Origin of the sequence: Streptomyces sp. NPDC090045 (assembly GCF_044747975.1) — a bacterium.
In the GTDB taxonomy this organism is placed as follows: domain Bacteria; phylum Actinomycetota; class Actinomycetes; order Streptomycetales; family Streptomycetaceae; genus Streptomyces.
On the sequence record NZ_JBIVFA010000030.1, the window covers coordinates 1 to 12,446 of the forward strand.

Annotated in this window: 8 protein-coding genes and 1 pseudogene; 3 read left to right on the top strand and 6 right to left on the bottom strand. The window is 67.6% G+C overall.

The window, feature by feature from the left end:
• The 3 genes from ACIPYQ_RS40350 to ACIPYQ_RS40360 form a co-directional block, all read left to right on the top strand.
• Window positions 1-1,172, top strand: a 1,172-nt coding sequence (locus ACIPYQ_RS40350) for a tyrosine-type recombinase/integrase (protein WP_401259595.1), incomplete at its 5' end; no start/stop codon positions are given.
• Between the two features lie 386 nt (window positions 1,173-1,558).
• Window positions 1,559-3,784 (top strand): serine/threonine-protein kinase, encoded by a 2,226-nt coding sequence (locus ACIPYQ_RS40355; RefSeq protein ID WP_401259597.1) that lies wholly within the window; start codon window positions 1,559-1,561, stop codon window positions 3,782-3,784.
• A gap of 555 nt (window positions 3,785-4,339) precedes the next feature.
• Window positions 4,340-4,531, top strand: coding sequence for a hypothetical protein (locus ACIPYQ_RS40360; RefSeq protein WP_401259599.1), 192 nt, complete (start codon window positions 4,340-4,342; stop codon window positions 4,529-4,531).
• A 137-nt stretch (window positions 4,532-4,668) separates the two neighbouring features.
• Here ACIPYQ_RS40360 and ACIPYQ_RS40365 read toward each other — a convergent pair whose 3' ends face one another.
• From ACIPYQ_RS40365 to ACIPYQ_RS40390, 6 genes and pseudogenes are all read right to left on the bottom strand, one after another.
• Complete coding sequence (locus ACIPYQ_RS40365; protein WP_401259601.1) at window positions 4,669-5,379, bottom strand: hypothetical protein; 711 nt, start codon at window positions 5,377-5,379, stop codon at window positions 4,669-4,671.
• Window positions 5,376-5,867 (bottom strand): hypothetical protein, encoded by a 492-nt coding sequence (locus tag ACIPYQ_RS40370; RefSeq protein WP_401259602.1) that lies wholly within the window; start codon window positions 5,865-5,867, stop codon window positions 5,376-5,378. The genes ACIPYQ_RS40365 and ACIPYQ_RS40370 overlap by 4 nt, the downstream gene beginning before the upstream one ends.
• Before the next feature lie 425 nt (window positions 5,868-6,292).
• Window positions 6,293-6,767: pseudogene (locus ACIPYQ_RS40375) on the bottom strand (transposase); the annotation flags it as partial.
• A 103-nt stretch (window positions 6,768-6,870) separates the two neighbouring features.
• Window positions 6,871-7,905, bottom strand: a complete 1,035-nt coding sequence (locus ACIPYQ_RS40380; protein WP_401259604.1) for a hypothetical protein — start codon at window positions 7,903-7,905, stop codon at window positions 6,871-6,873.
• A 72-nt stretch (window positions 7,906-7,977) separates the two neighbouring features.
• Window positions 7,978-9,345, bottom strand: coding sequence for a protein kinase (locus tag ACIPYQ_RS40385; RefSeq protein WP_401259606.1), 1,368 nt, complete (start codon window positions 9,343-9,345; stop codon window positions 7,978-7,980).
• Window positions 9,342-12,437 (bottom strand): hypothetical protein, encoded by a 3,096-nt coding sequence (locus ACIPYQ_RS40390; protein WP_401259608.1) that lies wholly within the window; start codon window positions 12,435-12,437, stop codon window positions 9,342-9,344. Before ACIPYQ_RS40390 ends, ACIPYQ_RS40385 begins: the two co-directional genes overlap by 4 nt.
• Window positions 12,438-12,446 lie beyond the last annotated feature (9 nt).

Consider the following 12,446-nt stretch of genomic DNA (forward strand, 5'->3'; position numbering starts at 1 on the left):
ATCCACGGCCGAGTACTCACACACTCACGAACGGCCGAATCATCACACCGGTTACGCCCGACCAGGGCATCTCACCAAGATCCTGTTACGAGCTCATAGAGCCGCTCGGCTTCATGACGCCCCTCGTCGAGGTGTACCGGGAGTTCATCGCCTCCGGTGAGCGCGTGAACGGCACGCGCTACCAGTACGAGACAAGCCTCCGCCTGCATGTAGAACCGTACTTCCAACGCATGCCGATCGGGGCAGTCAAAGCCAAAGACCTCACCGCATGGCTCCGGTGGATGGTGGAAGAGCGCGGCTACGAACCGAGCACAGCCGTGAATCGGTACGAGACGCTCAGCGGCGTCTTCAGCTTCGCCGTCGCCAACGACTACGTCGCCAAGAACCCGTGCCGGCACGTACAGGTCGGCCGTAGGAGGGCCAAGCGCAGGATCAAGAAGACGATCCACCTGCCCACGTTGGAGGAGATCACCGCGATCGCGGCGCACCTCCCAGGTCCCTACCAGCTGCTGGTGTGGCTGATGGCTGGATGCGGGCTGCGCATCGGCGAGGCCAGCGCAGTCTGCCTGCAGCAGATCGATTTCGAGGCCGGAGTCCTCTACGTCGACCGGCAGATCACCCAGGACGGCGAGAACGAGGAGCCCAGGACTCGACGACAAAAGGCCGCCACGAAGGGGAGGGGGCGTGCACACTGCATCCGCCACCTCAAGTGGCGTGACCAGGATGAGGGGCGCGCCGTACCGATCCCGACAACGATCACGGCGAAGATCCGCCAGCACGTCGAGCAGCACGGGACCTACCGGGTCGAGACCGGCTTGAACCGGATCGAGGGTGACTACCTGTTCTCGAATGTGGGCGGTACGAACATCCTCATGTACTCGCTCGTGGACCGGCTCTGGCGGTCGGCCAAGACGGCCGCCGGGATCACTAGGAAGATCACCCCTCACTGGCTCAGGCACTTCTTCGCCTCGGCCGGACTGTCCAAGGGCGTGCCGGTGACTGACATGGCCGAATGGCTCGGACACCGCGACCCCAAGATCACCTACCAGACGTACGCTCACGTGATGCCGGACGCGCCGCAGCGTCTGCGCACGGTCATGGATGCGGTGTTCGCACTCGACGCGGAGCTGTCTCTCCCCCTGTCGTTCGAGGCATTGGCCGCGGCGGCGTAGCTGAGCAGACAGCGCCGCCGTCCGGCCGACGGCCCTCTCGCCGTTGCACCGGTCATTCCTGCAGGCGGTCGAACTCGGCGGCGAACCAGCCCGAGCGTCGCGCACCCGCACTCGCTCGGGGTACGGTCCGTACCTACCGATCGGCAGATACGGCTCGATGAACTTCCACTGAGCAGCGGTCAGTTGCCCACGCGTCACGACAAGTGTCCTACCGGGTTCCATCCCACGGGGAGGGCAGAACCCGGCAACTCTCACGAGATCAGACAGGCGCCGCATGAGCACGTCCGTACGATGTCCGGGCCGGAAGATTGCGCGGCGTATGGAGAGCCGGGGCTACCCTGATCCCGGTTCGTACGTCAGACGGTGGGGATGGCGGGGTTGGGAACGTGACGCTGCAGGACGGTGATCCGCGCACGGTCGGCGGCTACCGGCTGGAGGGCAGGCTCGGCGCCGGCGGGATGGGCGTGGTCTACCGCGCGCAGTCGTTGTCCGGGCGGCAGGTCGCCGTGAAGGTCATCCGGCCCGAGCTGGCCGGTGACCCCGCGTTCCGGCAGCGGTTCCGCCGGGAGGTCACGGCCGCCCGGCAGGTCAGCGGGGCGTTCACCGCGCCGGTGGTGGACGCGGACGCCGAGGCGGAGGCGCCGTGGCTGGCCACCCTGTTCGTGACCGGGCCCTCGCTGGCCGAACGGGTCCACGAGCAGGGCCCGTTGCCGGCGGTCGAGGTGTGGCTGCTGGCGGCCGGGCTGGTGGAGGCACTGCGGGACATCCACCGGGTGCGGCTGGTGCACCGGGACCTCAAGCCCGGCAACGTGCTGCTCGCGCAGGACGGGCCGCGGGTCATCGACTTCGGCATCGCGCGGGCCGTGGACGGCTCCGACGCGACGGCCCTGACCGGGACCGGGGTGGTGGTCGGCACGCCACCGTTCATGGCGCCGGAGCAGTTCCGGCGCGGCGAAGTGGGACCGGCCGCGGACGTGTTCGCCCTCGGCTCGGTCCTGGTCCACGCGGCCACCGGCCACGGCCCGTTCGACGGCGACCACGCCCATGCCGTGGGCTTCCGGGTGGTTTACGAGGACCCGGACCTGACGGGCCTGGCCCCGGAACTGGTCCCGCTCGTCGAGTCCTGCCTGGCCAAGGATCCGGCGGACCGTCCCACGGTCCCCGACCTCCTGACCCTCCTGGAGGCGAGGCAGTCCGCGGCGGGCGGAGCGGACGCCCCCGCCCCTGCCCCCGCGGCGCCCACCGCACCCGCTCCGCCGGGCGGGGTTGTCTTCCCAGCCCCGGCGGTCAGTGCGTCCCTGGCGCCCGACGGCGTCTTCGGGCCCCCTCCCACGATCAGCGACGCTCCGCCGCCGGTGCCCGATGAGGCGGGCGCGCCGCCCGTGTCCGGCGGGCCTGAGTCGGCGCGGGACGCAGGAGCGGTGGACCAGGAGCGGGACCGGGAGCATGGCACCTGGTTGAGGCGGGAAGGCGAGGCGCCCCGGCGCAGGCGGCGGAGCAGGGTCGCCGTGGCCGTGGCGGCCGTGGTGGCGCTCGGGGCCGGCGGGATCGCGGCCTGGCAGGGGCTGCGGGACGACGACAAGGGGGGCCGTGGCTCCGCCGCGGCCTCCGGAGGGGCAAGTCCCGGCGCGAGCGCCCCCGCCTGCGGACCAGCCGGGGCCGTCAACGCCGCCGGGGCCAGTTCCTTCAAGGTGGCCATGGACCAATGGGCGGCCGGCTACCAGGCGGCCTGCCCCGGCGCCCGGACGAACTACGCGCCCACCGGTTCCGGCGCCGGGATCCAGCAGTTCCGGGACGGCTCGGCCGACTTCGCCGTGGTCGACCGGACCCTGACGGCGGTACAGGCCGAGTCCGCCACCGCCCGCTGCCCCGGCGGGAAACCGGTCCACCTGCCGCTCGGCGTGCTGCCCGTGGCTGTCGTCGTCAATCTGCCGGGCGTGGACTCGCTCACCCTGGACGCGCCGACCCTCACTCGGATTTTCCGCGGCCGGATCACCCGCTGGAACGACAGGGAGATCGCGGCGGTCAACCCCGGCCGGCTGCTGCCCGACACCGTGATCCAGGTGGTCACGCCGACCGACGAGTCCTCCACGACGCTGGCCTTCACCCAGTACCTCTCGCAGGTCGACCCCACCGGCTGGGGGAGCATTCCCCAGGCCTCGCTGGCGGCCGTCAACGGGGGTCCGGACGTGTCGAGCGCGCTCGTGGCCCAGGCGGTCAAGCAGACGGCCGGGGCCGTTTCGTTCACCCGGTTCGGCGGTGAGTCGGCGGGCCTGACCACTGTCCGGCTGGCGACCGGCGCGCCCGAGCCGGTCGACGTCGGCACGGACTCGGCCACCAAGGCCGTGGCCACCGCCCGGATCACGGGCACCGGGGCCGATCTCGCTCTGGAGCCGGACTTCACCACCAAGGCCGCGGGTGCCTATCCGATCATGCAGATCGGCTACGCCGTCCTGTGCGACCGGGGCAACGACGGCGCCGCCCTGTCCCGTACGCGCCCCTTCCTCGGCTCCGTCGTGGCCGAGGGCGACGGTGCCGCCCAGAGCGGCTACGCCAAGCTGCCGCCCACCCTCGCGCAGAAGGTCCGCCAGAACCTCGCCACCCTCGGCTGAGCGCGGAGGCGGCGGCCCCGCCGGGGCCGCCGCCGACGGGCCTCAGGCCACCGCCGGCTCGTCCTCGCCGACGAACGCCGCCACAGCTCGGCGTGCCGCCCGTCGTAGGCCTGCAGTTCGCCGTGGACTGCTGTCCTCCACGACCTGCCGTCGGGACCAGCTCGGACAGGTCGGCCCCGTCCGCGGTGACCCGGCCCTCGGCGAACCACGCACCGGTCACACCCCCGGGGTACGACGCGGGGGTGCCCCTATGTCTTTGGCCAAGCTGTTTGGGTCCTCGCCGCCCGTGGCGGTCTCTACCCGGTGCGGGCCTGGACTCAGCTGAGCGAAGCCATCGGGACGCGGCGAGGAGTGCCCTGCGGTGCGATAGTTGGCGCCGCCATAGGTGGTGTGTTGCTAACCGCAGGGCGTACGAGTGGAACGGATCACTGAGGAGCAGGTCGCACGGATGGTCGGTTTCGTGTCGGCACGCACACCTTGATTCCCTGCAAGCCCTTAGCTGAGTATGTGGTCCGTCTCCGTCCGGCCGAGGTGATTGGCATCGACAGTACCCATATGGATCGAATACTGACGGCCATGAGCGACGCCGGACTGACCGCGTCAAAGTCGAAGGTCAACCCGGATGTGCCGTTGGTCGAGGAGACCCAGCGTGTGCTGTGGCAGGGTGACGTGCTCCTGATCAAAGGCGCCAACTCGCTCGCGCTCGAAGCGGTCGCCCGCGAGCTGGCCGCCCCGTGTGCCGTGTAAAAGCCATCGGCCCCTGGCCTCCCTGGCGCAGCGGCGCCTGGCCGTGTCCGTTCTGCAGTAGAATTCCGTGACGTGCTAGCTCGCACAATTTTCGTGCACAGCAACTGTGCTGGCTGCCAAATAGGGATTGCTAAAGTTCACGCGTCTCCCCGCGGCCCCGCCTCACCTTCTTGATTCTCAATGTCGGCCTCACCCTGTCCGGCACCCTCAGGAGGCGGAATGGGGTTCGCCAACGCAATGCGGAGCGTGTCCAGGTGTCTCTCGCGCAGCATGACCCAGGTCACTGGGTAGAAGGACCAGACAGCCGAGACCAGAAGGGCAAGGCTGATTCCAACAAGCGACGTTTCCAACGTGACTGGACGGTCCGCGCTAGGCCACCCACTCCACCAATGCCAAAGAGCTCCATGAGGACGGACCAACGCAAGAGCGGCACACGGCACGGCAATCAAGGTATAGGCGAAGCCTCGAAGCAATGGATCTTGGACGCGTTTCAGGTCGTCAAGCATCATCAGATGCACCTTGCGGCGCTCTTCACGCTCCTCCCAAGTGGGCCCGTCACGGGGGGCAATCACCCGCTGGACTACTGCGCTCTGGAACGCCAATGCGTGATCCCGGACCAGGGCGGCTGCGGGAACCAGCAAGGCGGCCACCGCTGCTGTCGCCCCGAACAGCGGTCCAGCCACATCCGCGGGGTCGGCTACTCTGAACAGCTCCTCAAGCACCAAGGCGAACACTGTCACGTACAGGAGATCGCCAAAGCGCACCACCTTCACGGTGGCGCGGGTTGCACGGGCCGTCGGCCCACGCTGGCCAGCGGCGGCGGCCGTCAGCCCGTTCTGGTCCGTCACTCAGTGGCCCTCTTGATGCATTCATAGAATTCTGGCCCATCGTTCGGAAAGCGAAAAATGCATTCATCCACGATGGGATCCAACGATTCTAGCGTTTGGGTTGCCGCACGATCGAAGAATTCACGCTTACGGACAGCCCATTCAAGGACCACGGAACTTGCGCGGATCTCTTCGCTGGTAGGGAGATCTAGCCCCACGTCCGGCCATGGCGAATTTACGTAGTCAATAAAGTCGCCGACAATGCCATCGCCCCCCTTGGCTAATGCCGGGATCAGTTCAGATGGCGGCGTATCGAAGGAATGCCAATACCCGATAGCGAATGCATGAAGGTCCCAGTAGGAGCGTCTACTTGAAAGTACCGCAAGGGTCATTGCGATGTCGCCATCAAGGCCATCGAGCCCCCAGCCGTCACCCGGCGAGAATCTCTGGTGAGCCTGGGCCCAAGCCACCCGCACCACCGTGGGGTCACCCCGCTCCCCTGAGCTCATGAGCACCTCCAAGAACCGCCACCCAGTCCAATGCCCGACGTAACCAGTTCACGCCCGGCGCGACAGACACCGACACCCCAACGTCACTCCGATGCCACGGTGGCAAGGATCTTGAGGTGACAGCCACCAACCGTGACAAAGGTGCCCGGAGATGCTCTGGCGGTCCTCCCTCCGATGCACTTGAGCAAGCCCTCACCGTGGCGGGGGTGGCACAGGATCAGGACAGCCTGGTGGTCCATTCGGGGTGGATGCCGGCGGTGCAGCGCACCGCCGGCAAGGCGTACTGACCTCGCCGCTTCAGTTGGGGCTGCTGGGCGGCTGAGCAAGGTCGTTTGAGGCCGTGTCGACCGGTGGACGTCGTGAGGGACCGGCGTGGGGTCGGGTTCTCCAAAGTCCTTGGGTCGGGGGTGGGCGGGGACGGCGAGTCAGTTGGCGGGGCGGGGTAGTGCGGCCAGGCGGTGGAATGCGGTGGCGAGTTCATGTCGCCAGGGCCAGGTCGCCGATATCCGAAGGTGGAGGCGGCGGCCGCCCCGGCCGCCCCGGGCGGCGACGTGCAGCATCTGGTAGCGGAGTTCTTTTGGGTTCGGCAGCCGAGAGTTCGCCGTCCAGCAGGAGGACGCGGGTCCAGGCGAGGAGGTCGATCGCCGCGAGGCTGAGTTCGAGCCAGGTGGCGTTGACCGGGAAGCGGCGGGAGGGGAAGCGGCCGAAGCCGGTGGTTTTGCCGCAGCGGATGTGGTCCTCGATGGTGGTGTGACCGCGGTAGCGGACTTCCAGGAACTGGGCCGAGCCGGAGGTGAACGGTGTGTCGGTGAGGAAGACCTGGTGCCGCAGGCCCTCGTCCTGGTCGAACAGCGTTAGCTGGGCTCCGGGGTGGGGGCGTTCGCGGCGGACGATAGCGCGGTGGCTGGGGAGGGTCGACTTTGACCCTGTTCGGCGGACACGGCCTGGCCGAACACCTCCCCCAACGGCACGGGAGCCTCGGGCGTTGCGGACATCGAGTCCGTCAGTCGAACAGAGTCAGCCTTGCTGGCACCGCCGGGAGCAGGCCCAGCGACCTCAGTATGCGTCCGGTGTCAGACCCGTCGATGATCATGTAAGAGCGGGGGCGCCGGGCGTCGTGGGCGTAGGCGTCCATCATGCCAACCACGCTCGGCTTGATCTGATGACAGTGCTGCAGAACGAGCAGCTCTGCTGGCTCGGTAAACAGCCGGTCGATTTGGTCGCCGTTCTTGCCCAGGGCCCTGATGTCCATGACGCGGGGATAGCCGGGTCCCTTGAAGAGCCAGGCGGCCGACATCTGGCGCCCACGGGCGAACACTCGTGATGTGTAGAGGTCGGAGCGCTCGCCACCCCAGTCCTTGGGAACGTACGACTCGCCGATCAGCCCGGCGAAGGCGTGTTTCACCGCGTCCTCCGGCACGCCCAGGACCGCTTCACGCTCAGCCTCTGTGAGGGGAGATGCGAAGTCGATCCCGCTGAACTGGTCGATATCGCCGGGATACACCCGCGCTCCCGGTGTCGGGCCCCCGGCGGCAAGGTCGTCATCGACGAACGACCTGACTCCGATGAAGGCCGGCCTGAGCTCAATTTGCGCTGCGCTGAGATTGGTGACCGTTCCGATCAGGTAGGCCCGCCTGTTCCCGGCGAGGCTGCCGGTCGCGGACGAGCTGGCGGTTCTTGCCGAGTTGAATGTGCCGGTGACGTGCACCGGCTTGCCCGCGTCGAGCACCGCCGTGAAGCTGACCGGCTTGAAGCCTGGGGCGTCGTGGTCCCGGTCCCGCTGGAACGTAAATTCAAGCTCAGCGCCGACGACCTGCCCCGTGCGCAGGTCCTGCCCCAGGACGCACCTCGCCAGCTCGCCGATTCCCAGCGAGGAGAGCGCCTCGGCCAGTTCTGTGGCGAGTACGTAGGGCAACGCTGCCTGGGGATCGCTCCTGCGGGCAGCACGCGCCCGCGCTGACTCCGTCCGCTGCTCACCGAGGAGGGACTGAACCTGGTCCTGGTGTAGGAAGTACGGCTCTAGCGCAATGCGCGTCATCGACAACGTGATCCTTTTAGCTGGGGCGGACCAGGCTTAGTGCCTGGCAGCGCTGGGATGGTGTGGGAGCGGTCACGGGATGTCCTTGAGTAGGTGGAGGAACTCGTCCACGTCCTGCGGTCGGTCGGTCGGCTTGTGGCGGGTTGCCTCCGCTACTACGGCTCGCCATGGTTCGCCGGCTGGCAGCAGCGGGAGGTTCTGCTCCGGACGTTCCCCGGTCAGGATGGCTGCGATGAGCCGTCCGATGCTGTAAATGTCGGCAGCGGCCACCACGTTATGGGGGTTTCCGGACGACACCTCCGGCGCCGCGAATCCCTCTGACCCGAAGCCGGTGCCGGTCCGAGTTCGGCGCGGAACACTAGTCTCCCCTCGGGGCTGGCGGCCCAACCCCCAATCCGCCACGACCCAATTGCCGTTGAGGAGAAGGACGTTTGCTGGCTTGATGTCGCGGTGGATCCGGTCGTCGGCGTGCGGGCGGCGCAGTCCTTCGCAGACCGCCGTGACGAGGTCCCGGAGGGCTCCGGTCTCCCGCAGACGTTCTGCATGGCTGGCAGCGCTGCCGTTCGCGAGCGGCATGACGAACCACCGCCCGTCTGGGTCAGAATCAAGTACCGGCATGACGTTCGGATGCTCTCCGTAGAGGTGCCCGATGGAGATCTCGCGGCCCATGCGGTGAATGGAGTCCTCATCGCTGTAGCGGAGCTGCTTCAGAGCGACGGGGATGCGGGCGTACTTGTGCACGCCGCCGTAAACCGCTCCCTGGCCGCCCTCAGCGAGCGACTCATGGTCCTGTTCGTAGTCCGCCTTCGTTCCGCGCTTGAGCCACCGCACAGCGGCCCACGGTGCGACCTCGCCCGCGTCGATCATGGTCTCGTCGGTGAGGAAGACGCGCGCGGCCTCGATGACGTGATCACGGTAGGCCCCGTCCCGTTGCGCTCCGAGGATGGCCACCAGTGGCCCCGCGGCCGGATAGGGAGCGAGCTCGACGGCAAGACGGCGTGCCTCGTCGCCCTGAGCGGCCCTTCGGACGGCGCGCTGGGTATTGTGCTCTTGCCGGGCCGCGTACAAGTCAGGATGAGGAGCCCAGCCACGGGGTGGCAGGACCACGCGGGCATCGCGAAAGTCGCATTCGAGGACGATGCACCCGTTGCGCGCAAGCTCTGTGACTATCTCCTCCGCACGGACACCGAACGTGGTCACGGCGGATTGCCACCGGCGGGGGCCGTTGGTCGCGAAGGCCCACTGACTGTCAGTCAGGCCGCGCGGGCGATGCGGTGGCGGGAAGCCTTCCGGCTCCAGAGTGACGCGCGTGATCTTCGGATTGCCGTTGCGGTCGGTTCTGTAGTTGCCGTCGGGCAGGGGGACGGCGTACGTGGTAAGGCCGGGGTAGACACCGAGGTGGCGCATCGCGAAACCGCGCGGGCGGGAGCGGGCGGTCATGCCAGCTCACGGTATTCGTTGCCGGTCAGCCAGGTGCGGAGCAGTTCGACACGCGGGGCGTGCTCGTCATAGCCGACGACGACGGGCTGCTCGTTGTACGCGCTGGAGTCTGAGCTGCGGCGCAGCTTGACGTACTCGCCGCAGGCGTCGATGGCGTAGGACTCCATGTCGTCTTGCAGTGCCCCGACGACGGTGATGCCGCTCTCCTTGCCGATCTGCCCAAGCAGGGCGACCGCCTCGCGGCGGTGCTGCTTACCGAGGTTGCGGCCGAGCTCGTCCAGAACGATGACTAGCGGGCGGCCCGTGCCGCTCGCGGCTGCGGCGGCGCACACGAGCTTGATCGCCCGATCATCGATCTGTGCAGTGTTGGCCCGCCGGTCGTAGGGGATGTGCCGCCGCCCCTCGGCGCGCCGCCACGTCGGCGCAACATTCCAGCCCCAGTCCTCGGTGGGTTCGACCGGCGGTGGAGGTTCGTCGTACTGCAGCGAGGCCCCATAACCACCATGAGCCCTATCGAGCCGGTCAAACTGGGCTGCAACGTCGGCCAGCTTCTTCTTGATAGCGGAGCTGAGCGCCCCCCGGTAGGCCCGGCTGGCCTGGACTGCCTCCTCGTGGCCGATCCGCGCGGCGCCGAGGCTCTCGCGGCGTTCCCTGCGCTGACTGGCGATCTGCTGGCGCTCGTACCGGTCGGTGCCTTCCAGATGGCGCAAGTAGACGTGGAGTGCGTGGCGCAGCGGGGCGAAGGCGGCCTGTGCCCGCTGGCTGCTCCCGGGTCCCCGCTGGTTGAACTCTTCCAACAGCCCGGTGATCTCAGTCGACATGCTGTCAGAAGCGGTGGGAGGGAAGCACTCGGATATCGCGGTTCGGATCAGGTCCCTGGCTTCCTCCCACCAGTCGCCAGCCGTCCAGGACTGCTGGTTGTCCGGCAGAGCGAGCAGGTGCTCGCTGGCAGATGCGAGGGTGCCATCCCACTGGGCAGTCAGTTCCGGAAGGTCGAGCTGTGATTGTTCCTTCTTGAGGTTCTCGCACTTCTCTCGCCGTGCCCTATTTGTGTCGTCGAGGGTGGCCTTCTGATGTTGCAGAGACTCGACCTGCTTCTGACGGACACCCCCCAGTCGGAGCACCTCGTCCCGCTCGACGACCGCTGCAGCGAGCTCCGGGACGAGTTTCGCGCGCTCGTCCCGGATGTCCTGATCCCTCTTCCGCAGGATGCCTATCTGTACGTCCAGTTGGCTTGCCTCAACCGCGGCTCTTGCGCCCTTCTGCCGGCGCTCAGCAGCGGTGACTTCCCGAACGGCAGCTTTCCATCGCTCTTCGGCCTGCTGAAGGCTTTCGGATTCTTGGCGAACGCGCTCCCTTGCGGCAGCGATGCGGGCAGCACGGCCGGTCACCGGTCTGGGGAACCCGCCGATGATCACAACACCCGCGTCATCGTGGACCCGGTCAGGGTTGGTGCAGGCAGTGACTCGCGCGTCAAGAGCCGCGAGGAATCCGCTCAAGTCGTATTGCGGGTCGCCATTGCTCGGGAGCCCAACGTGCCCCTCACTTGTAGTGAGATTGGCGGCGATCAAGGTCGACCCGGGTACGCCCGCCAAAAGTACGCTGGCCCTGTCGAGATCGCCGGAGTCCACGACAGCCGCCTCACGGTACGGCCAGAGAACTGGCTCCCACTTTGGCCTCTGCTGGGCGTTCAGGACAACTGCGTCGAGCAGGCAGATGCCGCTAATTCCCTCCGCTGCGAGGACGTCGATCTGCTGCCGGGCCAGGTCCCTACCGCTTTCCGCGTCCCGTAAGCTTGTTTCGGCGTCGGAGAGCGCCTTCTCCGCCACTCCAACTGCCTTGACCGACTCTTCCAGTTTAATGTCCGTATCGGCGCGTTCCCGGTTGGCGGTTGGCTCGTCACGGCCGTCAGCGTCACGGGCTGCTTCTCTGGCTGCGCGCAGCCGACGGTCAGTCTCCTCGATCTGGTGTTGCAGCGTTGCAATCTGGTTGCCCAGCTCGCGGTCATCGCCGTCGAGCCTGTCGAACGTGCTCACCGCGGCCTGCTGCCGTCGTGTGAATGCCTCATCATCGGCTAGCTCCGCCACCAGCCCGACCAGCTCTTGTGCCGTGCGACTGGTCTTCTCAATCTCGGTATCGATCCCAGCGATCTCGACCTGGATTTCGGCGTTGCGCTGGAGGGCATCGCACAGCAGCCATGCCGTGCGCGACCGCCAGCGGTCGGCGGCTTCCGCGACGCGCCCACGCGCCTGCTCCCGGGCGTCAATACCGGCCTCGATGACCTGGGCGCTCTCCTCCCAGGTGGCAAGGTTGGACTCGGCGTTGTTGGCCTTCTGGAGGAGGTCGTACTCGTGGCGGCGTGCCTGCCGTTCCGTTTCTAGCTCGCGGTCGATGCCGGTGAGTGCAGCGATCGCCTCGAAGATCCGTCGCTTGGAGATCTCGTTCAGCGGTTGGGCGAGCAGGTTCGGGGCGGCGCTGGCCCGCACGGATGTCGACAGGAATGACACGCACCGCACGTGCTCCCCGTAGAGGGTGCGCGGGAGATCACGGGCCGCCACGTCCTGCCGCCTAGCCCGCGGGGGCAGGGTCTGCCAAACAGAGTCAGAGGCCTGCTCCCGTTCGGCCTCGCTGTCCCCAGCGGGTAGGTGCAGCCCGTCCTGCCAGCGCAGCTTCAGCCGGGGCCCTTTTTGGCTGCTGCGGTCGATCCGAATCCACACGGTCAGGGCGCTGGCCTGAAGTTCATCAAGGGTCCCGGCGGCGGGAGCGAACACGCCGATGACGTAACCATGGTCGGCGTTACCCCAGCGGTCTTCACCGCCTGCGTCCTCGGAGTTGAACAGTAGGGAAACCGCGGCGGGCGCGCCGGAGCCGAATCGCCACTGCTCATCGGCATGCAGCAAGCTGATCTGGGCCAGCAGCGACGACTTCCCCGCCCCATTGGAGTCCTTTGGCCCCTGCCCGGCGACGGCGATGAGAGTGCCAGCGGCAACCGGGATGGGATGCGTTGACAGCCGAGAGACTCGCACGCTCTGCAGGCCAACCAGGACACGGTCACCGACGATGTCCTCGTAGTCCGGCATGCTGCCGCTCATGATCCGCTC

Coding starts and splice junctions, on each gene's coding strand:
- ACIPYQ_RS40380 (WP_401259604.1), bottom strand. CDS start 7,905: ATGACGCGCATTGCGCTAGAGCCGTACTTCCTACACCAGGACCAGGTT.
- ACIPYQ_RS40360 (WP_401259599.1), top strand. CDS start 4,340: ATGGATCGAATACTGACGGCCATGAGCGACGCCGGACTGACCGCGTCA.
- ACIPYQ_RS40385 (WP_401259606.1), bottom strand. CDS start 9,345: ATGACCGCCCGCTCCCGCCCGCGCGGTTTCGCGATGCGCCACCTCGGT.
- ACIPYQ_RS40370 (WP_401259602.1), bottom strand. CDS start 5,867: ATGAGCTCAGGGGAGCGGGGTGACCCCACGGTGGTGCGGGTGGCTTGG.
- ACIPYQ_RS40390 (WP_401259608.1), bottom strand. CDS start 12,437: ATGAGCGGCAGCATGCCGGACTACGAGGACATCGTCGGTGACCGTGTC.